This window comes from Coralloluteibacterium stylophorae, from assembly GCF_018122625.2.
Lineage (GTDB): Bacteria > Pseudomonadota > Gammaproteobacteria > Xanthomonadales > Xanthomonadaceae > Coralloluteibacterium > Coralloluteibacterium stylophorae.
In genome coordinates, this window is sequence record NZ_JAGQFT020000005.1 from 113,918 (window position 1) to 132,578 (window position 18,661).

25 protein-coding genes are annotated in these 18,661 nt (G+C 72.4%); 20 read left to right on the forward strand and 5 right to left on the reverse strand.

What is annotated here, in order from left to right; translation table 11 throughout:
• Positions 1–89: 89 nt before the first annotated feature.
• The 9 genes from KB893_RS09030 to map all read left to right on the forward strand — a co-directional run bounded on the left by KB893_RS09030 (position 90) and on the right by map (position 8,048).
• The gene (locus KB893_RS09030; protein ID WP_246505539.1) at positions 90–401 is read left to right on the forward strand and encodes a cupin domain-containing protein; all 312 of its coding nucleotides are present in this window, start codon (positions 90–92) and stop codon (positions 399–401) included.
• Positions 402–539: 138 nt separating this feature from the next.
• The gene (locus KB893_RS09035; protein WP_211924880.1) at positions 540–950 is read left to right on the forward strand and encodes a DUF5655 domain-containing protein; all 411 of its coding nucleotides are present in this window, start codon (positions 540–542) and stop codon (positions 948–950) included.
• Between the two features lie 406 nt (positions 951–1,356).
• The gene (locus KB893_RS09040) at positions 1,357–1,956 is read left to right on the forward strand and encodes an XAC0095 family protein (RefSeq protein WP_246505540.1); all 600 of its coding nucleotides are present in this window, start codon (positions 1,357–1,359) and stop codon (positions 1,954–1,956) included.
• Between the two features lie 179 nt (positions 1,957–2,135).
• Positions 2,136–3,206: an aldo/keto reductase gene (locus KB893_RS09045; protein WP_211924882.1), complete on the forward strand. Its 1,071-nt coding sequence runs from the start codon at positions 2,136–2,138 to the stop codon at positions 3,204–3,206.
• A gap of 3 nt (positions 3,207–3,209) precedes the next feature.
• The gene (locus tag KB893_RS09050; protein WP_211924883.1) at positions 3,210–3,686 is read left to right on the forward strand and encodes a nuclear transport factor 2 family protein; all 477 of its coding nucleotides are present in this window, start codon (positions 3,210–3,212) and stop codon (positions 3,684–3,686) included.
• Between the two features lie 96 nt (positions 3,687–3,782).
• Positions 3,783–4,673, forward strand: coding sequence for an AraC family transcriptional regulator (locus tag KB893_RS09055; RefSeq protein WP_211924884.1), 891 nt, complete (start codon positions 3,783–3,785; stop codon positions 4,671–4,673).
• Positions 4,674–4,813: 140 nt separating this feature from the next.
• Entirely contained in the window at positions 4,814–6,832 is a 2,019-nt protein-coding gene (locus tag KB893_RS09060) for a TonB-dependent receptor plug domain-containing protein (RefSeq protein WP_213173625.1), read from the forward strand.
• 17 nt (positions 6,833–6,849) lie between these two features.
• A complete protein-coding gene (locus tag KB893_RS09065; RefSeq protein WP_211924886.1) occupies positions 6,850–7,251 on the forward strand; it encodes a MerR family transcriptional regulator in 402 nt (133 codons plus the stop codon).
• 50 nt (positions 7,252–7,301) lie between these two features.
• Positions 7,302–8,048, forward strand: coding sequence for a type I methionyl aminopeptidase (gene map, locus KB893_RS09070; protein ID WP_211924887.1), 747 nt, complete (start codon positions 7,302–7,304; stop codon positions 8,046–8,048).
• A gap of 5 nt (positions 8,049–8,053) precedes the next feature.
• Here the strand turns inward: map and KB893_RS09075 are convergent, their stop codons facing one another.
• Both KB893_RS09075 and KB893_RS09080 read right to left on the reverse strand, forming a co-directional pair.
• The gene (locus tag KB893_RS09075) at positions 8,054–8,527 is read right to left on the reverse strand and encodes an AtaL-like protein (RefSeq protein WP_211924888.1); all 474 of its coding nucleotides are present in this window, start codon (positions 8,525–8,527) and stop codon (positions 8,054–8,056) included.
• A 49-nt stretch (positions 8,528–8,576) separates the two neighbouring features.
• Positions 8,577–9,446 (reverse strand): SDR family oxidoreductase, encoded by an 870-nt coding sequence (locus KB893_RS09080; protein WP_211924889.1) that lies wholly within the window; start codon positions 9,444–9,446, stop codon positions 8,577–8,579.
• A 105-nt stretch (positions 9,447–9,551) separates the two neighbouring features.
• On the opposite strand from KB893_RS09080, the gene KB893_RS09085 reads away from it, so the two are divergent.
• Both KB893_RS09085 and KB893_RS09090 read left to right on the forward strand, forming a co-directional pair.
• The gene (locus KB893_RS09085; RefSeq protein ID WP_211924890.1) at positions 9,552–10,445 is read left to right on the forward strand and encodes a LysR family transcriptional regulator; all 894 of its coding nucleotides are present in this window, start codon (positions 9,552–9,554) and stop codon (positions 10,443–10,445) included.
• Positions 10,446–10,457: 12 nt separating this feature from the next.
• On the forward strand, positions 10,458–10,814 hold the full coding sequence (locus KB893_RS09090) for a DUF7079 family protein (protein WP_211924891.1): 357 nt from the start codon (positions 10,458–10,460) through the stop codon (positions 10,812–10,814).
• Between the two features lie 168 nt (positions 10,815–10,982).
• On the opposite strand, the gene KB893_RS18805 is transcribed toward KB893_RS09090, so the two are convergent.
• The gene (locus tag KB893_RS18805) at positions 10,983–11,204 is read right to left on the reverse strand and encodes a hypothetical protein (protein ID WP_377730059.1); all 222 of its coding nucleotides are present in this window, start codon (positions 11,202–11,204) and stop codon (positions 10,983–10,985) included.
• Between the two features lie 394 nt (positions 11,205–11,598).
• Here KB893_RS18805 and KB893_RS09095 point away from each other — a divergent pair, with 394 nt between their 5' ends.
• Positions 11,599–12,006: a (R)-mandelonitrile lyase gene (locus tag KB893_RS09095; RefSeq protein WP_211924964.1), complete on the forward strand. Its 408-nt coding sequence runs from the start codon at positions 11,599–11,601 to the stop codon at positions 12,004–12,006.
• 4 nt (positions 12,007–12,010) lie between these two features.
• Positions 12,011–12,256: a tautomerase family protein gene (locus tag KB893_RS09100; protein WP_211924892.1), complete on the forward strand. Its 246-nt coding sequence runs from the start codon at positions 12,011–12,013 to the stop codon at positions 12,254–12,256.
• A gap of 137 nt (positions 12,257–12,393) precedes the next feature.
• On the opposite strand, the gene KB893_RS09105 is transcribed toward KB893_RS09100, so the two are convergent.
• Positions 12,394–12,666, reverse strand: a complete 273-nt coding sequence (locus KB893_RS09105; protein WP_211924893.1) for a metal/formaldehyde-sensitive transcriptional repressor — start codon at positions 12,664–12,666, stop codon at positions 12,394–12,396.
• A 45-nt stretch (positions 12,667–12,711) separates the two neighbouring features.
• On the opposite strand from KB893_RS09105, the gene dmeF reads away from it, so the two are divergent.
• Positions 12,712–13,671 (forward strand): CDF family Co(II)/Ni(II) efflux transporter DmeF, encoded by a 960-nt coding sequence (dmeF, locus tag KB893_RS09110; RefSeq protein ID WP_211924894.1) that lies wholly within the window; start codon positions 12,712–12,714, stop codon positions 13,669–13,671.
• 38 nt (positions 13,672–13,709) lie between these two features.
• Here the strand turns inward: dmeF and arsH are convergent, their stop codons facing one another.
• A complete protein-coding gene (gene arsH, locus KB893_RS09115) occupies positions 13,710–14,444 on the reverse strand; it encodes an arsenical resistance protein ArsH (RefSeq protein ID WP_211924895.1) in 735 nt (244 codons plus the stop codon).
• Between the two features lie 38 nt (positions 14,445–14,482).
• On the opposite strand from arsH, the gene KB893_RS09120 reads away from it, so the two are divergent.
• The 6 genes from KB893_RS09120 (at position 14,483) to KB893_RS09145 (ending at position 18,627) form a co-directional block, all read left to right on the forward strand.
• Entirely contained in the window at positions 14,483–14,809 is a 327-nt protein-coding gene (locus KB893_RS09120) for an ArsR/SmtB family transcription factor (RefSeq protein WP_211924896.1), read from the forward strand.
• A gap of 27 nt (positions 14,810–14,836) precedes the next feature.
• Positions 14,837–15,328: an arsenate reductase ArsC gene (locus tag KB893_RS09125; RefSeq protein WP_211924897.1), complete on the forward strand. Its 492-nt coding sequence runs from the start codon at positions 14,837–14,839 to the stop codon at positions 15,326–15,328.
• Complete coding sequence (arsB, locus tag KB893_RS09130; RefSeq protein WP_211924898.1) at positions 15,325–16,380, forward strand: ACR3 family arsenite efflux transporter; 1,056 nt, start codon at positions 15,325–15,327, stop codon at positions 16,378–16,380. Before KB893_RS09125 ends, arsB begins: the two co-directional genes overlap by 4 nt.
• A gap of 27 nt (positions 16,381–16,407) precedes the next feature.
• Positions 16,408–17,085 (forward strand): glycosyltransferase, encoded by a 678-nt coding sequence (locus KB893_RS09135; protein WP_211924899.1) that lies wholly within the window; start codon positions 16,408–16,410, stop codon positions 17,083–17,085.
• Positions 17,082–17,681 carry a glycosyltransferase gene (locus tag KB893_RS09140; RefSeq protein WP_211924900.1) on the forward strand — a complete coding sequence of 200 codons (600 nt, stop codon included), beginning with the start codon at positions 17,082–17,084 and terminating at the stop codon, positions 17,679–17,681. Before KB893_RS09135 ends, KB893_RS09140 begins: the two co-directional genes overlap by 4 nt.
• An 88-nt stretch (positions 17,682–17,769) precedes the next feature.
• A complete protein-coding gene (locus tag KB893_RS09145; protein ID WP_211924901.1) occupies positions 17,770–18,627 on the forward strand; it encodes a PA4780 family RIO1-like protein kinase in 858 nt (285 codons plus the stop codon).
• Positions 18,628–18,661 lie beyond the last annotated feature (34 nt).

Below are 18,661 nucleotides of genomic sequence, written 5' to 3' on the forward strand. Positions count from 1 at the left end.
CCGCATCGAACCTGGCGAGCGAGGCGTGCCGTGCAGCCGTGCGCAGCCGCACGATGCGGGGGGCGCCCTCGCTCAGAGCAAGGGACGGTATGAAGGTCGTTCGCGGCAGCACGTTCAAGGCGGATCGTCCCTGGGGCGCCACGCTTATCGCCAACATGGGTGGGATCACCACGCGCCTGCACTGGACCGATCAGCCCTACAAGTGGCACGTCAACGACGGCGAGGAGGTGTTCGCCGTCCTCGATGGCCGGGTGGAGATGCGGTACCGGGAGGCGGGGGTCGAGCGCAGCGTCATCCTGGAGACTGGCGACGTGTTTTATGCCGACGCCGGTACGGAGCATGTCGCCCATCCCATTGGCGAGGCGAGGATCCTGGTCGTCGAGCGCGAGGGCAGTGTCTAGGGCCCGCGACTCTGCCCTGGGTGCGGGCGGGATCCATCTGCGGCTGGATGGGCGGCCTCTATTCTCGGGCTCGCTCGATGCCGGTCGGTGCTTGCGGTCAGGCGGCCCCAGCTCGCGATCGAGTAGGAGACGCTCCGCATGACGAGCACTTGGACATGCCCGCACTGCAGCCGCCGGTTCACCCGGAAGAACCAGCGCCACGCCTGCGGGACGGGCGAGCGGAGCGATGTGCTGCGCAAGAGGCCCGCGGAGGTCGTCGACCTTTATTCGGCGCTGGAGACGTTCGCAACGTCGCTTGGGCCGGTCGAGGTCGTCACCCGCGAGCGCTACGTGCTGTTCCGGAGCAGGCGCGTCTTTGCGGATGCGATCGTGATGAGCGACGCCGTCCGGCTCGCCATCCACCTGACGCGCGAGGTCGAGCATCGACTGTTCTTCAAGGTGGTGTCGGATCACAGGCAGGTGACGCATGTCGCCAGGCTGCATGACCTGCAGGACCTCGAGGCGATGGAGCCCTTCCTGCGGGAAGCCTACGAAGCCTCCTTATCCTGAAACGCAGTACGAGATGCCGGTGGCCGCCGGCCGGAAGCCGGCATGGCGGCTCTGGACGCCGTCGCCACGGTCGAAGCCATTCCTCCAGCGGCAGCACGGCGGCGACCTCGATCAGAAAGCCACCGCCGAGGCGCGGCCCTATTGACCCCGCCACCGCACCGGGTAGAGACTCGGTTCCAAGGAGCCTAGAAACTCCGCACACAGCGGTACCCACCTCCGTCAAACCGGTGGGTTTTTTGTGCCCGTGTTTTCTCGCGGGCGTAGACCGACGCGATGCCTGCGTCGGGAGGGCGGTGAATAAAACACCCGAAAGGGGAATAAGCCCGCCGGCTGTGTGCGGTTTCTAGCCTCCCGACTTCCCGTCCGCCGCCCGGCGGGCGGGCACTTCATGGAAGGAGGATGGGCAATGTCGAACCGCGAATCGAACGCATCGAACACCACCGGCTATTTCCTGCCGGAGGACAGCCAGTTCCGGCTGAAGAAGCTGCGCGACCACATGACGTTCCTCTCGCACCTGGCGCAGCCGCGCACCTGGGACGGGGAGCGCGAATTCGCACCTGAGGTCCGGCTGGACGAGCTGGCGGTCTGCCTGGAACTGCTGGCCGAGCAGGCCGGGATGGTACTGGCCGAGGTGTCGTGGATGGCGCCTCCGAAGGACGAGGCGGATATCTCCGCAGCGGAGCGGAACGCCTCATCCGCCGAAGGCGAACCCGAGGACGCGCCGGAGGGCGTCCGCTTCGGCATCACCCTCGACCAGATCGACGACCTGAACCGCCTGGTGCAGATGATCTCGGCCCACGGCGACGCGATCGCCGCCGGCAGCGCCGGGCTGGCAGCGCAGACCCTGCCGTTGCTGGGCGAGGCGATCTTCGAGGGGGCCGAGGCCGTGCGCACCATCCTCGATCAGGTCGAGGCGCAGCGTTCCGGCCCGACCCCGTCGAAGCGGAACGGCGTCGGCGAGGCGCGGGCGGTCTACCGCATCGCGCCCCTGCCTGCCGCCGCGTAGCACCCCGCCTGCCGCGCGCGCCGTGCCCCGGCGCCGCGGCAGGCTTGTTCATCCCGACCCCCGGACGATCAGGCAAGGATCCGGAAATCCCGTTCTACCGGGCGCCGGCGCGGGGCGACGAGCATGGCCTCCACGACGAACCGGCCCGCTCCGGGCCGCGAACCGGGAGACCTGCCGACATGACCTCCGTCACCTCGCTCGACCGCTACCGCCTGCTCGGCCGCTCCGGCCTGCGCGTCTCGCCGCTGTCCCTGGGCACCATGACCTTCGGTTCCGACTGGGGCTGGGGTGCGGACCAGGACGAGGCGCGGCGCATCTTCGACGCCTACGTCGACCGCGGCGGCAACTTCGTCGACACCTCGGTCAACTACACCGACGGCGCCTCCGAGCGCATCCTCGGCGGCTTCATCCGCGACCGGCGCGAACGCATCGTGCTGGCGACCAAGGCCACGATGGCGCGCGACCCGGCCGACATCAACGCCGGCGGCAACCATCGGCGCAACCTGGTGCGCTCGGTGGAGGCGAGCCTGCGCCAGCTCGACACCGGCTGGATCGACCTGCTCTACCTGCACGCCTGGGACTTCACCGCCACGCCGGAGGAGGTGATGCGCGCGCTGGACGACCTGGTGCGCGGCGGCAAGATCCTCTACGTCGGCATCTGCAACACGCCGGCCTGGCGGGTGGCGCAGATGCAGGCGCTCGCCGACCTGCGCGGCTGGTCGCCCTTCGTCGCGCTGCAGATCGAGTACAGCCTGGTCGAACGCACCGTCGAGCACGAACTGATGCCGATGGCGCAGGCGCTGGGCCTGGGCGTGCTGCCGTGGTCGCCGCTGGGCGGCGGCATCCTCACCGGCAAGTACCGGCGCGAGGACCTGTCCGACGAGAACGGTGCCGACGTCGCCACCACGCGCAAGGGCGTCATCGCCTCGACCGGCCACCTCAACGCGCGCGCGCTTGCCATCGCCGACGTGGTGGGCGAGGTGGCGGCCGAGGTCGGCGCGTCGCGCTCGCAGGTGGCGCTGGCGTGGACGCTGCGCCATCCCGCCGTGGTCTCGCCGGTGATGGGCGCCCGCACGCTGGCCCAGGCCGAGGACAACTTCGGCGCGCTGGACCTCGTCCTCGACGACGCGCAGCTCGCGCGCCTGGACGCCGCGAGCGCGCCGGCGCCCATCTTCCCGGAGCGCTTCATCGGCCGGCCGATGGCGCAGCAGCTCATCTTCGGCACGCACGCCGTCGCCGGGCGGAGGTGAGCCATGCGCACGCTTCTTTACGCCGTGCTGCTGGCCGCATCGCTCGTCGCGACGCCGGCCGCCTCCGCCGCGGAGCCCGCGACCGAACACAACCGCCGCGTGGTCGCCGCGGCCTTCGCCGCATGGGCGGCCGGCGGCAGCGGCTTCTTCGACGAGGTTCTCGCGCCGGACGTGGTGTGGACGATCGCGGGCTCGGGGCCGAGCGCCGGCACCTACCGCGGACGCGAGGCGCTGCTGACCGGTGCCGTGGAGCCACTCACGCGCCACCTCGCCACCCCGGTCCGTCCCGTGTCGCACCGCGTGTGGGCGGACGGCGAGCACGTCGTCGTCGACTGGCAGGGCGAGGCGACCACCACCGCAGGCCGCCCCTATCGCAACAGCTACGCCTGGATCCTGCGGATGGAGGACGGCAGGGCGGTCGAGGTGAAGGCGTACCTCGATCTCGCCGCCTACGACGCGGTGGTGCGGCCGGCGCCCTGAGCCTGGCGTCATCGTGCCGCGGCGCCGACCGCGGCATGCTGGGCGCCGTCGCGTTCGCCATCGCATCCTCCGCCGCGCCCCCGCCACGTTCGAACCATGCACGACGCCACCGCCCTCGCCGACGCCATCGCCCGCCATGCGCCGCACGACGGCATGCTGCCGACCGCCATCCCCGGGCTGACGCTCATCCGCACCTCGGCACCCACGCTGCCGATGCCGGTGGTCTACGAGCCCTCGGTCTGCCTGGTCGCGCAGGGCCGCAAGCGCGCGCTGCTCGGTACCACCGCGTTCGACTACATGCCCGGCACGCACCTGCTGGCCTCGGTCGGGCTGCCGATCGTCGGCAGCGTCACCGAGGCCTCGCCGCAGCGGCCCTACCTGAGCCTGCAGCTGGAGATCGACGTGCACGAGCTCGGCGAACTCGCGCTGCGCCACGTGCCCACGGCGGAGGCGCCGGCGGCACCGACCGGGCTGACGCTCGGCACCACGCCGCGCGAACTGCTCGACGCCTCGGTCCGCCTGGTCTCCCTGCTCGATGCGCCGGACGACATCGACGCGCTCGCACCGCTGACCGTGCGCGAGATGCTCTACCGCCTGCTCAGCGGGCCGGAGGGGCACATCCTCCGGCACATGGCGCGCGCCGACAGCCGCCTGAGCCAGGTCGCGCGCGCGATCGTGTGGATCCGGCAGCGCTACCGCGAGGCCTGCCGCATCGAGGAGGCCGCCGACGTCGCGGCGATGAGCCGCTCGAGCTTCCACCAGCACTTCAGGGCGATCACGCGGATGAGCCCGATCGAGTTCCGCACCCAGCTGCGCCTGCAGGAGGCGCGCCGGCTGATGCTGGCCGAGGCGATGGACGCGGCGTCGGCCGGCTTCGCGGTGGGCTACGGGAGCCCGTCGCAGTTCAGCCGCGACTACGCGCGGGTGTTCGGCAGCCCTCCGGCCCGGGACGCACAGCGTCTGCGCCTCGAATTTTCGAGCGCGTGAGGCCGGCGTTCCGGCCTCGCCGGGACCGTGCGGCATCGGCCCCCGCTGCTTGACCCTGTAGTCGCTACAGCCTGCATCATCGCGCGCCCCAGAAGCGCCTGCCGGCGCCTCGCCCGTTTCCGCGAAGGCTCCCGAACCCGATGTCGATCGTTCTTCTTCGCCGCGGTCTCGCGGCGGCCATGGCGCTGTCCCTGGCTGCTCCCGCGCTGGCCCAGGACGCTGCCCACGCCCTCGATCACGACCACGACGCGCACGGGACCCCTGCGCCCGCGGGCGCAGGTCACGACGCGCACGACGACCCGGTGCGCCTGGACGCCATCGTGGTGCAGGCCACGCGTTCGGGCCGCAGCCTGCTCGACGAGCCGATCCGCGTGGAGGTGAGCGAGCGCGAGGAGATCGAGGAAAAGCTGCTGATGCGGCCGGGCAACATCGCGATGCTGGTCGCCGAGATCGGCGGCATCCGCACTCAGGTCACCTCGCCCGCGCTGGGCGCGGCCAACATCCGCATCCAGGGCATGAGCGGCCGCTACACGCAGCTGCTGGCCGATGGGCTGCCGCTCTACGGCGGCCAGACGGCATCGATCGGGCTGCTGCAGATCCCGCCGACCGACCTGGGCCAGGTCGAGGTGATCAAGGGCGCGGCCTCGGCGCTCTACGGGCCCTCGGCACTGGGCGGCGTGATCAACCTCGTCTCGCGGCGGCCGCAGGCCGTGCCCGAGAGCGAGGTGCTGCTGAACGTCACCAGCCGTTCCGGCCAGGACCTCACCGCCTACACCGCGGCGCCGCTGCGCGACGGCTTGAGCTATTCGCTGGTCGGCGGCGTCCATCACCAGCACCGGCAGGACCTCGACGACGACGGCTGGATCGACATGCCCGGCTACGAGCGCGCGACGGTCCGGCCGCGCCTGTTCTGGGAGGGCGTCGACGGCGGTTCGGCCTACCTGACCATCGGCGCCATGGACGAACGGCGCACGGGCGGCACCCTGCCGGGACGCACGCTGGCGGACGGGTCGGTCTTCCCGCAGGCGCAGGACAGCACGCGGTTCGACATCGGCCTGGTGGCGGAAGTGCCGATGGGCGAGGACGCGCTGCACCTGCGCGCCTCGGGCATGACCCAGGCCCACGACCACCGCTTCGGCGACCTGCTCGAACGCGACCGCCACCGCACCGCCTTCGCCGAGGCGTCCTACGCCGCCGCGCGCGGCGACACCTCCTGGCTGGCCGGCGTCGCGCTGCAGTCCGACACCTACCGCTCGCGGACCTTCCCGGAGTTCGACTACGGCTTCGACGTGCCGGCGCTGTTCGGCCAGGCCGAGCACGAGCTCTCCGACGCGCTCACCCTGGCCGGCAGCGCGCGGCTGGACCGGCACAGCGCGTACGGCAGCTTCTTCAGCCCGCGCCTGTCGGTGCTCTACCGGCCGGGCGACTGGACCGTGCGTGGCTCGCTCGGTCGCGGCCTCCACGCGCCGACGCCGTTCGTGGAGGAGATCGAGGCCGCCGGCCTGTCGCGGCTGGCGCCGCTCGGCGACCTCGAGGCGGAGACCGCGACCACCGCGTCGCTCGACGTCGGGCGCGTGTTCGGCGGGTTCGAAAGCAGCCTCACGCTCTTCGCCTCGCGCATCCGCGACGCGGTGCAGCTGCAGCCGCTCGACGACGATGCGGGCGTGCGCCTGGTCAATGCGGAGGGCGCGACCCGGACCGCCGGCGCGGAGGCGCTGCTGCGCTACCGCTGGGACGATGTCTCGGTGACCGGCAGCTACGTCTACGTGGACGCGTCGGAGACGACCGCCGACGGCGGCCGGCGGGCGACGCCGCTGACGCCGCGCCATACCGCGGGCCTGGTCGCGATGTGGGAGCAGCACGGGCGCGGGCGCGTCGGCGTCGAGGCCTACTACACCGGCAGCCAGCCGCTCGACGGCGATCCCTACCTGGCGCGCGGCAAGCCCTACCTGCTGCTGGGCGTGCTGGGCGAGGTGACGGTGGGCCGGGCCAGCTGGTTCCTGAACCTGGAGAACCTGCTCGACGTCCGCCAGACCCGCGAGGCGCCGCTGGTCCTGCCGCAGCGCGCCGCCGACGGGCGCTGGACGGTCGACGCTTGGGCGCCCATCGACGGCTTTGTGGTCAACGGCGGTGTGCGCATACGCTTCGGCGGGTACTGACGGACCAAGGGCCGGGCGTGCACACCATCGGCGAAGCCGCGCGCAGGACGGACACGCGCGTCGAGACGATCCGCTACTACGAGCGCATCGGCCTGCTCGACCGGGCCGACCGTTCGACGGGCAACTACCGCCTCTACGGCGACGCGCAGCTCAACCAGCTGTCCTTCATCCGCCGCGCCCGCAACCTGGGCTTCTCCATCGAGCAGGTGCGCGCGCTGATGGCGCTGGGCACGACGCCGCAGCAGTCCTGCGCGCAGGTCGACGCGCTCGCACGGCGGCACCTGGACGAGGTCGAGCGCAAGATCGCCGACCTCGACGCCCTGCGCGGCGAACTGCACGGGCTGCTGTCCCAGTGCAGGCAGGGCACCATCGCCGAGTGCAGGATCATCGAGGCGCTGGCGCCCCCGGCAGGAGGCTGAGCGGCGCGCGCGCCGGTATGCTCGCCTGCCCTCCGTCGCAGGCCACCCGGATGACCATCGAGACCGAGGACGACGTCATCGCGCTCCAGCGCATCGGCAGGATCGTGTCCTCCGTGCTGCAGGCGATGCTGGATGCCGCCGAGCCCGGCATGACCACGCGCGAGCTGGACGCGCTCGGCGGGGCCCTGCTAGCGCGCCACGGTGCGCGCTCGGCGCCGCAGCTCACCTACGATTTCCCCGGCTGGACCTGCATCAGCATCAACGAGGAGGCCGCGCACGGCGTTCCGGGCGATCGCGTGATCCAGCCCGGCGACGTCATCAACGTCGACGTCTCCGCCGAGCTCGACGGCTACTTCGCCGATACCGGCGGCACCGCGGTGGTGCCGCCGACCACGCCGCTGAAGACGCGCCTGTGCCACGCCGGCCGCACGGCGCTGGAGCAGGCGATGCGCCAGGCGCGCGCCGACCGCCCCATCAACGGCATCGGTGCGGCGATCGCGCGCACGGCGAGGACCTACGGCTTCCGCATCATCGAGAACCTCGCCAGCCACGGCACCGGCCGCGCGCTGCACGAGGAGCCGGCGCAGATCTCCGGCTACTACGATCCGCGCGACCGGCGCCTGCTGCGCGAGGGCATGGTCATCACCATCGAGCCCTTCCTGTCGACGAAGAGCCGCGTCGTTACCGAGACCGCCGACGGCTGGACCCTCGCCGGCGTGCGCGGCAACCTCTCGGCGCAGTACGAGCACACGATGATCGTCACCCGCGGCGCGCCGATCGTGGTCACCCGGCACTGAAGGACTCAGAGCCGGCCCTGCGCGAGCAGCTCGCGGGTGCGCGCGAGCGTCGACAGCAGCGCCGCGCGGTAGCCCTGCTCGGAATCCATCCACGCCTGCTCGGCCTGCTCCTCGGGCCCGCCCGGCGTCCGGTCGCGCAGGCCGAGGTAGCAGTAGAACCGGAGCTGGAGCGCGCCGGCCGCGTCCTCGAACAGCTCGTTGACGATCGCGCCCTCGCGCGGGCCGGTGGCCTGGAAGAACGACACCTTCCTTCCGGGTTCGAAGCAGACGATCTCGCGCAGCGCGTCGCCGGCGATGGTGGCCTCGCGGACGAGGTGGGTGGCGCTCTCCTCCACGACCTCGCAGCGGGTGCAGACCTCAGGCGGCAGGAACAGGCGCGCGTCGCGCGCCTTGAGGACGAGGCCGGCCCAGGCCTGGGCGCGGGTGAGGACGGGCTGGCCGGGCGGATTCACCGGCACGGTGGCGGTCGAGAAGATCATGGTGGTGTCCTGGTGTGGAAGGTCCGCGCCGGGATGGCGCGGACAGCGGTCAGGCCGAGGCCGCGACGCCGGCGGCGAAGTCGCGGTACGTACGCAGCGGGCGGCCCAGCAGCGCGGTCAGGCGCTCGACGTCGCCGGGCTCGGGCCGCATGCCGTCGCTCGCGAAGCGCTCGGCCATCAGGCGCATGTCGAAGGCCATCCAGGGCGGCATGGCGTTCCTGAGGTTGCGCTCGAAGCCGGCGGTGTCGTCGCCGCCGTGCACGACGGGACGGCCCAGCACCTCGGACCAGATCGCGGCGACGTCGGCACCGGTGAGGGTGTCCGGGCCGACCACGTTGATGCGTTCCAGCGGGAGCGGCGTGGGCGCGCGCTCGCGGCGCAGCAGCTCGATGGCGGCGATCTCGCCGATGTCGGCCGCGCCGACCATGGCCAGGCCGAGCGTGCCGAGCGGCATCGGGTAGACGCCGTGGCCGAGGACGACATCCTTGATCGCCAGGTCGTTGTCGATGAAGTAGGCCGGGCGCAGGATCGTCGCGCCGATGCCCATGGCTTCGATCATCCGTTCCACGCCGAACTTGCCGGCGAAGTGGGGCACGTCGACGTAGCGGTCGGCGTGGATCACCGACAGGTAGACGACGCGGTCGATGCCGGCCTCGCGGGCGAGGTTGAGCGTGATCAGCGCCTGGGTGAACTCGTCCGGGGTCACGGCGTTGAGCAGGAACAGGGTGGACGCGCCCGCAAGCGCGCCGCGCAGCGCATCGACATCGAGCAGGTCGCCCTGCACCACGTCGACGCCTTCGGGCAGGGCGGCCTTGGCCGGATCGCGGACCAGGGCGCGGACATCGGCGCCGCGTGCGGCGAGCTGGGCGAGGACGTGGCGGCCGATGGTGCCGGTGGCGCCGGTAACGAGGATGGTCATGGGAAGCTCCGGATGGTGTCGGGAAGTCGACGAGGGCACGGTATCCATCCCGCATATGGTCCGAAAGACGCTATAAATAGACTGCCCGTCCCGCTGGATAGACACGTGGACCTGCCGGCCCTGGCCGACTTCAACCTGGTGGCCCGCCACGGCGGCTTCGGCCGCGCCGCCCGTGCGAGCGGGCGCCCGAAGGCGACGCTGTCGCGCCGGGTGGCGGATCTCGAGCGCGACCTCGGCCTGCGCCTGTTCGAGCGCGGCGCGCGCCTGCTGAAACTCACCGAGGAAGGGCGGGCGCTGCACGAGCGCACCGTGTCCCTGCTGACCGAACTCGACGAGACCGCGGCGGCGATCGCCTCCGGCGGCGACACGCCGCGCGGCACGCTGCGGATCAGCGCGCCGTTGCTGTTCTCGCAGACGGCGATGGGCAGGCTCGCCGCCGGCTTCGCGCTGCAGTACCCGCAGGTCCGGCTGGAGGTCACGAGCGAGGACCGTCCCGTCGACATGGTCGAGGAGGGCTACGACCTGGCGATCCGCGTCAATCCGCGCCGCGACGAGACGCTCGTCGGACGCGTCTTCCTGCGCGACCGGCTGGTGGTGGTGGCGCCGCCCGGGCTGCGCCGCCCGGACGCAGGCGCCGCCGTGCCTGCCGTGGTGCGCGGCGCGGCGGACCGGACCACCGACTGGACGATCAGGGCGGAGGCCGGGCCCGCGCGCATCGCCATCGATCCGGTGCTGTCCCTGTCCTCCCTGGTCATGGTGCGCGACGCGGTGCGCGCCGGCGTCGGCGCCGGCCGGCTCCCGGTGTCCCTGGTGGGTCGCGACCTCGCCGACGGCAGCCTCGTGCACTGGGGCGACGTCGACGGACCGGAGATCGCGCTGTGGGCGCTCTACCCCTCGCGACGGTTGCTGAGCGCCCGCGTGGGCGCCTTCCTCGACTACCTGAGGGCGGCCTTCCCCCGCGGCACGCCGGAGGAACTCGCCGCCCACCTCCACGGGTGACGGAGAACCACGATGCCGCTTTCGGACGAGGAGGTGGACCTGCGCCGGGCGGTGTGGAGCGCTCTTTCCGAGCTCTACCTGGACACCGAACCGCCGTGGGAGGCGGTCGCCGCCACGTGCGCGGCCTCGCCGTTCTCGCTGGACGCGCTGCGGCGCATCCTCTTCGACGAGGTCGATCCGGTGCTGCGCTTCAACATGAGCTCGGTGGCGGGCGTGTGGCAGGGCTTCGACGAGGCGTGGCTGGTCGCCGCGATCCGCGCCCGCCGTCGGCGGCCGTGGCCGCGCCTGGCATGGTTCGAAGAGCGCCGCTATCCGTGGCGCGAGCTGCGCCCGCTCGTCGTGGCGAAGCGGCGGCCGGATGTCCCGTGACGTTGCCCGGGCAAGCCGGAGCGGGCCGCGTCCGTGCCGGCGACCCTGTAGCCTCCGCGCAGGATGCAGGCGGGGGACGGGCGTGATCGGTCGAACGGCGGCACGTGCGGCGGGCATCGCCGCGATCGTGGCGGTGCTGGCGCTGCAGGCCTTCAACAGCTTCGGGTGCTACGGCCACGATGCCGGCCAGTTCCTGCTGGCCACGGTCATGTTCCTGGGGGTGCCGCTGGTGCCGGCGGTCGTGGCGTTGTTCACCGCCAATCCGCTGCGCGCGGTCGGCGCCTGCCTGCTGTTGGCGCCGTGGCTGCTGCTGGCCTTCCACGTCGACTGCGTGCGCCCCGCCGCGGCCGACGCCTCGATGGTGTACGTGTCGGTCCTGCTCTGGGGCACGCCCTGCGCGGTCGCCGGCGCGCTCCTGACCGGGCCGGCGATGCGTCTGCTCGGGGTCGCGGTGGCCCCGGATCCGCCGCCGCGCCGCGACCGACGCCCGGCGGACGCCGCCCCGCCCGTGCGGACCCGCCACCGTCGCCGCCTGCGCCGCCACCCACGCGCCGGTGCGCGCCGCGCCGCATCGATGAGCCTGGTTCACGAGTCCTTGCGGATTCCATCGGGTAGTCGCGCGGATGGGCAGTCGTTAGCTTCACCGCCACGCGATGCGGCGTCGTGCGCAATCGCCAAACCCATTTCCATCAAGGCAGGAGGTCACATGAAGCGCATCGCGGTGCTCACGATCGCGGCGTCGCTCGCATTCCCCGTCCTGGCCATCGCCCAAGAGGAGCATCCGATGGACATCATCCGTGGCGACGAGGCAGCGCAGAGCAAGGGGCCGGAGGAGTATTTCACCGGCGAGGTCACCATCTCCTCGCAGTTCCAGCGCGACGCGCCGTCGCGGCTGACCGGCGCCATCGTCAGCTTCTCGCCGGGCGCGCGCACCGCCTGGCACACGCATCCGCTCGGGCAGACGCTGTTCGTAACCGCGGGCACCGGCTGGACCCAGTGCGAGGGTGGGCCGATCGTCGAGTTCGAGGCCGGCGACACCCTGTACTGCCCGCCGGGCCACAAGCACTGGCACGGCGCCACCCCGAACAGCGCGATGACCCACATCGCGGTGCAGGAAGCGCTCGACGGCAAGAACGTGACGTGGCTGGAGAAGGTCAGCGACGAGGACTACCTGCGCGGCCCGGAGCGCTGATCCGATGCCGCACGTCGTGGTGAAGCTGTGGCCGGGCAAGACCCCGGACCAGAAGGCGCGCCTGACCGAGGCCATCGTGCGCGAGGTGACCGGCATCCTCGGCTACGGCCGTGATGCGGTCTCCGTCGGGTTCGAGGAGGTCGCGGCCGGCGACTGGGACGAGCTCGTGTTCCGGCCCGACATCCTCGACCGGTGGGACCGTCTCACCAAGCAGCCCGGCTACGGCGAGCGCCCGCAGCACGGGGCCTGAGCCACCGGCCCCGGCACGCCGACGGCGGTCCGGGATGCCTCTGCCGCGCCCGCCGCCGCGATCCGGCGGCGACGCGGCCGGCTCCGGCGCCGCTCCGGCGCCGCACCGGTGCCGGCAGCCCGGACGCCGGGCGCGTCCTAACGCAGATAGGACTTCAGCAGCGCCCCGATCGTCTCGACCTCGGCCTCGCGCTGCGCATCGCTCAGGCCCGGTGCCGCCACGTGGTGGCGCAGGTGCGCGTCTAGCACCTTGACGGTCAGCCCGTTGAGCGCGCCTCGCACCGCCGCGAGCTGCTGCAGCACGGCCGCGCAGTCCGCGCCGGCGAGCAGGGCGCGCTCCAGCGCGCCGACCTGACCGCCCAGCCTGCGCGCCCGCGCGAGCATGGCCTTGTCTCCGGCGATGTGGGCCATAAGCAGCTCCCCGATATACTGCCCCCCAGTATACGAGGAGCCGCCATGGAGACCGCATCCGCCCGCTACCAGTGCCAGCTTCCGGTGCCCGGCAACCCGATGGGCGAGCGCGGCACGCGGCGGGCGATTGCGCTGACCCTGGCGATGATGGTGGTGGAGATCGCGGGCGGGTGGATCTTCAACTCCATGGCCCTGCTCGCCGACGGCTGGCACATGAGTTCGCACGCGCTGGCGCTGGGCCTGGCGGCGCTGGCCTACATGGCGGCGCGACGCTGGTCCGGCGACCGTCGCTTCGCCTTCGGTACGTGGAAGATCGAGATCCTCGGTGGCTACACCAGCGCCCTGCTGCTGCTGGGCGTGGCTGCGCTGATGTGGGTGCAGTCGGCCCAGCGCCTGCTGAGCCCGCAGGCGATCGCCTACGAGCAGGCCATGGCCATCGCCGCGCTGGGGCTGGTGGTCAACCTGGTCTGCGCGTGGCTGCTGCGTGGCGGACATCACCACCACCATCATCACCACGGCCACGCCCATCACCACCACGACCACCACGGGCACGGCCACGCGCACGGCCACACCGACCTCAACCTGCGTGCCGCCTACCTGCACGTGCTGGCGGATGCGCTGACCTCGGTGCTGGCGATCGTCGCGCTCGCCGGGGGCAGGGCCCTGGGCTGGCAGTGGCTCGACCCGTTGGTGGGCATCGTCGGCGGCACCCTGGTCGCGGTGTGGGCGGTGGGCCTGCTGCGCGACAGCGGCCGGGTCCTGCTGGATGCGGAGATGGACGCGCCGCTCGCCGACGAGATCGCCCGGGCCGCCGGCGCGACGGGTGCCGTCCTGCGCGACCTGCACGTCTGGCGCGTCGGCGCGGGGCACTACGCCTGCATCGTCGCCATCGAGGGCGGCGCGGGTGCCGCCCGCGCCCTGCGGCGCGCCCTCGCCGAGCACGAGGAACTGGTACACGTCAGCGTGGACTGCGGCTGTGCGACCGATTCCCCGGCCGTGGCGTGAGTCCTCGCGCCGGCGACACTGCCGGCCGTGCGACCGGATCAGCGTCCGCTATCGGCAGGGGGCCCGACGGCGCCGGACGCCGCCGCCAGTGCCCGCGCGGCGTGGTCCTCCTTGCGCTCGCTGTAGCGGCTGGTGAGGTGGTCACTGCGGTCGCGGACGAGCAGGGTGAACTTCACCAGTTCCTCCATCACGTCGACGACGCGGTCGTAGTAGGCCGAGGGCTTCATGCGGCCCTCGCCGTCGAACTCCTGCCAGGCCTTCGGCACCGACGACTGGTTGGGAATCGTCACCATGCGCATCCAGCGGCCGAGGAGGCGCAGCGCGTTGACCACGTTGAACGACTGCGAGCCGCCGCACACCTGCATGACCGCCAGGGTGCGGCCCTGGGTCGGGCGCATGCCGCCGCTCTCCAGCGGCAGCCAGTCGATCTGGTTCTTGAACACCGCGGTCGGCGCGCCGTGGCGCTCGGGGCTCACCCAGACCTGGCCCTCGGACCACTGCGACAGCCCGCGCAGCTCCTGCACCTTCGGATCTGTGGCGGCGACGCTGTCGAGGAGCGGCAGTCCGTGCGGATCGAACAGCCGCGTCTCGGCCCCCAGTGCATGGAGCAGACGCTGCGCCTCGAGCGCGAGCTTGCGGCTGTAGGACTCGGGTCGCAGCGAACCGTATAGGACGAGGATGCGCGGCGGGTGCGTACTGCCGGCGAGCCGCAGTGCGTCGAGGCCCGGAACCTGGAAAGCCTCCGGGAGGACGTTGGGGAGGTGAGGGGCCATGGCTTGCATCGATCAGATAATTCCATCATTCTAGAAACATGGAACACGAAGCCGCAACCCACGCCCTTTCCGCCCTCGGCCACGCCACCCGCCTGGCGGTGTTCCGGCTGCTGGTCGAGGCCGGCCACGGCGGCCGCCTCGCCGGCGACATTGCGACGGCGCTGGGGCTGCCAGGCGCGACGCTGTCCTTCCACCTGAAGGAGCTTTCCGCGGCGGGGCTGGTCGTCGGCGAGCAGCGTGGCCGGACCATCCGCTACCGCGCGGACTTCGCGGCGATGGACGCGCTGCTCGCCTACCTCACCCGCAACTGCTGCGCCGGCGACGGCAGCTGCGCGCCCGCGCCGCGCTGCCCGCCGCCGGCCTGAAGTCGTCCCGTCCCCCAGGAACATCCCATGCCACGACGCGTCCTCTTCCTCTGTACCGGCAACTCCGCCCGCAGTGTGCTGGCGGAGGCAACGCTACGCGCCTGGGGCGCCGGTCGCTACGAAAGCTTCAGCGCCGGCAGCCATCCCACCGGGACGGTCAATCCCTACGCGATCGCCCAGCTCGAGCGCGAAGGGGTCCCGGCGCACGGCCTGCGCAGCAAGTCCTGGGACGCGTTCGCCGCGGAGGGAGCACCCGGCATGGATCTGGTCGTCACCGTCTGCGACGCCGCGGCGGCCGAGGCCTGCCCGGTCGTGTTCGGCGACTTCGTGCGCGTGCACTGGGGCCTGTTCGACCCCGCGGGCGTCGAGGGCGACGACGAGGCGAAGCGCGAGGCCTTCGCGCGGGCGCACGCCATCATCCGCAACCGCCTGCGCGCCTTCCTCGCGCTCCCCGATACGCTGTGGGAGGACCGCGACGGGATGCAGGCGGCGCTGGCGTCGATCGCGGAGCTCGAATGAGCGCCTCCACGCCCGTCCGGCTGTCCTTCCTCGACCGCTACCTGACGCTGTGGATCTTCGCGGCGATGGCGCTGGGCGTGGGGCTCGGCGCCGCGTTCGACGGCTTGCCGCACGCACTCGACGCGCTGTCCTGGGGCGGCACCAACGTGCCGATCGCCGTCGGCCTGATCCTGATGATGTATCCGCCGCTGGCCCGGGTGCGCTATGCCGAGCTGCCGACGGTGTTCCGCGACCGCCGCGTGCTCGCGCTGTCGCTGGTGCAGAACTGGATCGTCGGCCCGGTCCTGATGTTCGGCCTTGCGGTGCTGTTCCTGCGCGACCAGCCCGAATACATGACCGGCCTGATCCTGATCGGGCTGGCGCGCTGCATCGCGATGGTGCTGGTGTGGAACCAGCTCGCCCACGGCGACGGGCAGTACGTGGCCGGGCTGGTGGCCTTCAACTCGATCTTCCAGATCCTGTTCTTCAGCGCGTACGCGTGGTTCTTCCTCACCTGGCTGCCGCCGGTGTTCGGACTGCAGGGCAGCGTCGTCGACGTCGGCATGGGGACCATCGCCCGGGCGGTGCTGGTGTACCTGGGCATCCCCTTCCTCGCCGGCTTCCTGACCCGCACGCTGCTGACCCGGACGCGCGGGACCGAGTGGTACGAGCGCCGGTTCCTGCCGGCGATCGGCCCGGTCACGCTGGCGGCGCTGCTGTTCACCATCGTCGCCATGTTCAGCCTCAAGGGCGGCGACCTGCTGCGCATCCCGCTGGATGCGGTGCGGATCGCGATCCCGCTGACGCTCTACTTCCTGATCCAGTTCGGCGTCAGCTTCTGGATGGGCCGGCTGATCGCCAAGGACCATCCGCGCACCACGGCGATCGCCTTCACCGCGGCGGGCAACAACTTCGAGCTGGCCATCGCCGTGGCCATCGCTGCCTTCGGGCTCGCCTCACCGGTGGCATTCGCCGCGGTGATCGGCCCGCTGGTCGAGGTGCCGGTTCTGGTCCTGCTGGTCCACGTCGCCCTGCGGCTGCGCCGCGGGGCAGGGGAGCCGCCGGGGCGCTAGCATCGCGCAGCCCGTCAAGGACGCCCCGTGCGCATCCTGATCCTCACCCTCGGCTCCCATGGCGACGTGCAGCCCTATGTCGCGCTCGGGCGCGGCCTCGCCGCCGCCGGCCATGCGCCGAGCCTGTGCACCAGCCTGCACTTCGAACCGTTCGTACGCGCGCACGGCCTCGAGTACAGCCCGATGCGCGACGACTTCGTCGCGCTGGCGACATCGGCCGAGGGCCGCGCGGCGCTGCGCGGCATGCGCCACCTTCCGGGGACGCTGCGCGTGGTGGCGCGCCTGCTGCGCCGGGCACGCAGCCTGCAGCGCGACGTGCTGCGCGACGCCTGGCAGGCGGTGCAGGCGCGGCGACCCGAGGTGATCGTGTTCCACCCCAAGCTGGCCGGCGCCATCGACATGGCCCATGCCGTCGGTGCGCGGCCGGTGCTGGCACCGCTGTTCCCGCAGCCGGTGCCGACCGCGGCCTTCCCCGCCGTAGGCATTCCCGACCTGCCGCTGGGCCCGGCCTACCGGCGCGCGACCTACCGGCTCGTCCATGCACTGACCGGGCGCATCGCCGGCGGTTCGCTGCAGGACTGGCGCCGCGCGCGCAGCGACTCGACCTGCTGCGCGGACTCGACGGCCGTCCGGTGCCGGTGCTGCACGGCTACAGCCCGAGCCTGTGCCCGCGGCCCGACGACTGGCCGGCACAGGCGCAGGTGACCGGAGCCTGGCCGCTGGCGGCGGGCGAGGGCTGGGCGCCGTCGCCCGCGCTGCAGGCCTTCCTCGATGCCGGTCCCGCTCCGGTCTACATCGGCTTCGGCAGCATGGGCGACACCGATCCGGCACGGACCACGCGCATCGCGCTCGAGGCGCTGGCCCGCGCTGGACGGCGTGGGCTGATCGCGACCGGCTGGGGCGGACTGCGTGCGGACGCGCTGCCCGACGATGTCTTCGCCATCGACCACGCGCCGCATGACTGGCTGTTCGCGCGCATGGCCGCGGTGGTGCACCACGGCGGCGCCGGCACCACGCACGCTGTGCTGCGCGCGGGGCGCGGCAGCGTGATCTGCCCGTTCTTCGGCGACCAGCCGTTCTGGGGCCGGCGCGTGTACGCGCTGGGTGCGGCGCCAGCGCCGATCGCGCAGCGCAGGCTGTCCGCGCCGGCGCTGGCGGCCGCGATCGAGGCCGCGACCGGCGACGCCGTCGCCACGCGTGCGCAGGCGCTGGGCGCCCGGCTGCGGGAGGAGGACGGTGTCGCTACCGCGGTGCGCTGCATCGGGCGCCTGGCCCGGTGCACTCCGCGCGGCCGACCATGAACGCGCACGGGTCGCGCCTGCGGCCGGCGCCGCGTCCACGGGCGCGCTGTCCCATACTGTCGGCCGCACTCGCTCCTGCCCCGACCGGATGAAGGTTCCCGCCGCGCTCCAGCCCCTCATCGACGACGGCCTGATCGACGCCGTGCTGCGTCCGCTCAAGAGCGGCAAGGAGGCGGCGGTCTACACCGTCGAGGCCAACGGCGAGGTGCTGTGCGCCAAGGTCTACAAGGACCTCGCGCAGCGCAGCTTCCAGGCCCGTGTGCAGTACCAGGAAGGACGCAGGGTGCGCGGCAGCCGCGAGGCCCGTGCGGTCGGTCGCGCCAGCCGGTTCGGCCGCCGCCAGCAGGAGGAGGAATGGAAGAACGCCGAGGCCGACGCGCTCTACCGGCTCGCCGACGCCGGCGTGCGCGTGCCGACGCCGCGCGGCTACTTCCACGGCGTGCTGCTGATGGACCTGATCGCCGACGGGGACGGGCACAGCGCGCCGCGGCTGGGTGAGGTCGAGCTGGCGCCGGAGGTGGCGCGGCGCTTCCACGCCATGCTGGTGGCCGATGTCGTGCGCATGCTCTGCCTCGGGCTCGTCCACGGCGATCTGTCCGAATACAACGTGCTGGTCGCACCGGACGGCCCGGTGATCATCGACTTCCCGCAGATCGTGAGCGCCTCGGGCAACAACGCCGCGCGCGCGATGCTGCTGCGCGACGTGCACAACGTGCGCGACACCCTCGCGCGCTTCGCGCCGGAGCTGGCGCAGACCCACTACGGCGAGGAGATGTGGGCGCTCTACGAGAAGGGCGAGCTCACGCCGGACGCCGCCCTCAGCGGCCGCTTCGCGTTCGACACCCGCCGCGCCGACGTGCGCGCGGTGCGCGCCTCGATCGAGGACGCGCGCCAGGAGGCGCTGATCCGCCAGCAGGGCCGGGAGGCGGCCGAGCGCGGCGACTGAAAGGCTGCAGCGCGCCTGCAACAGGCGTGCGCCA

What these genes read in the sequence shown, in the direction of transcription:
- KB893_RS09030 (WP_246505539.1), top strand. Translation starts at nt 90, where the DNA reads ATGAAGGTCGTTCGCGGCAGCACGTTCAAGGCGGATCGTCCCTGGGGC.
- KB893_RS09035 (WP_211924880.1), top strand. Translation starts at nt 540, where the DNA reads ATGACGAGCACTTGGACATGCCCGCACTGCAGCCGCCGGTTCACCCGG.
- KB893_RS09040 (WP_246505540.1), top strand. Translation starts at nt 1,357, where the DNA reads ATGTCGAACCGCGAATCGAACGCATCGAACACCACCGGCTATTTCCTG.
- KB893_RS09045 (WP_211924882.1), top strand. Translation starts at nt 2,136, where the DNA reads ATGACCTCCGTCACCTCGCTCGACCGCTACCGCCTGCTCGGCCGCTCC.
- KB893_RS09050 (WP_211924883.1), top strand. Translation starts at nt 3,210, where the DNA reads ATGCGCACGCTTCTTTACGCCGTGCTGCTGGCCGCATCGCTCGTCGCG.
- KB893_RS09055 (WP_211924884.1), top strand. Translation starts at nt 3,783, where the DNA reads ATGCACGACGCCACCGCCCTCGCCGACGCCATCGCCCGCCATGCGCCG.
- KB893_RS09060 (WP_213173625.1), top strand. Translation starts at nt 4,814, where the DNA reads ATGTCGATCGTTCTTCTTCGCCGCGGTCTCGCGGCGGCCATGGCGCTG.
- map (WP_211924887.1), top strand. Translation starts at nt 7,302, where the DNA reads ATGACCATCGAGACCGAGGACGACGTCATCGCGCTCCAGCGCATCGGC.
- KB893_RS09075 (WP_211924888.1), bottom strand. Translation starts at nt 8,527, where the DNA reads ATGATCTTCTCGACCGCCACCGTGCCGGTGAATCCGCCCGGCCAGCCC.
- KB893_RS09080 (WP_211924889.1), bottom strand. Translation starts at nt 9,446, where the DNA reads ATGACCATCCTCGTTACCGGCGCCACCGGCACCATCGGCCGCCACGTC.
- KB893_RS09090 (WP_211924891.1), top strand. Translation starts at nt 10,458, where the DNA reads ATGCCGCTTTCGGACGAGGAGGTGGACCTGCGCCGGGCGGTGTGGAGC.
- KB893_RS09095 (WP_211924964.1), top strand. Translation starts at nt 11,599, where the DNA reads ATGGACATCATCCGTGGCGACGAGGCAGCGCAGAGCAAGGGGCCGGAG.
- KB893_RS09100 (WP_211924892.1), top strand. Translation starts at nt 12,011, where the DNA reads ATGCCGCACGTCGTGGTGAAGCTGTGGCCGGGCAAGACCCCGGACCAG.
- KB893_RS09105 (WP_211924893.1), bottom strand. Translation starts at nt 12,666, where the DNA reads ATGGCCCACATCGCCGGAGACAAGGCCATGCTCGCGCGGGCGCGCAGG.
- dmeF (WP_211924894.1), top strand. Translation starts at nt 12,712, where the DNA reads ATGGAGACCGCATCCGCCCGCTACCAGTGCCAGCTTCCGGTGCCCGGC.
- arsH (WP_211924895.1), bottom strand. Translation starts at nt 14,444, where the DNA reads ATGGCCCCTCACCTCCCCAACGTCCTCCCGGAGGCTTTCCAGGTTCCG.
- KB893_RS09120 (WP_211924896.1), top strand. Translation starts at nt 14,483, where the DNA reads ATGGAACACGAAGCCGCAACCCACGCCCTTTCCGCCCTCGGCCACGCC.
- KB893_RS09125 (WP_211924897.1), top strand. Translation starts at nt 14,837, where the DNA reads ATGCCACGACGCGTCCTCTTCCTCTGTACCGGCAACTCCGCCCGCAGT.
- arsB (WP_211924898.1), top strand. Translation starts at nt 15,325, where the DNA reads ATGAGCGCCTCCACGCCCGTCCGGCTGTCCTTCCTCGACCGCTACCTG.
- KB893_RS09145 (WP_211924901.1), top strand. Translation starts at nt 17,770, where the DNA reads ATGAAGGTTCCCGCCGCGCTCCAGCCCCTCATCGACGACGGCCTGATC.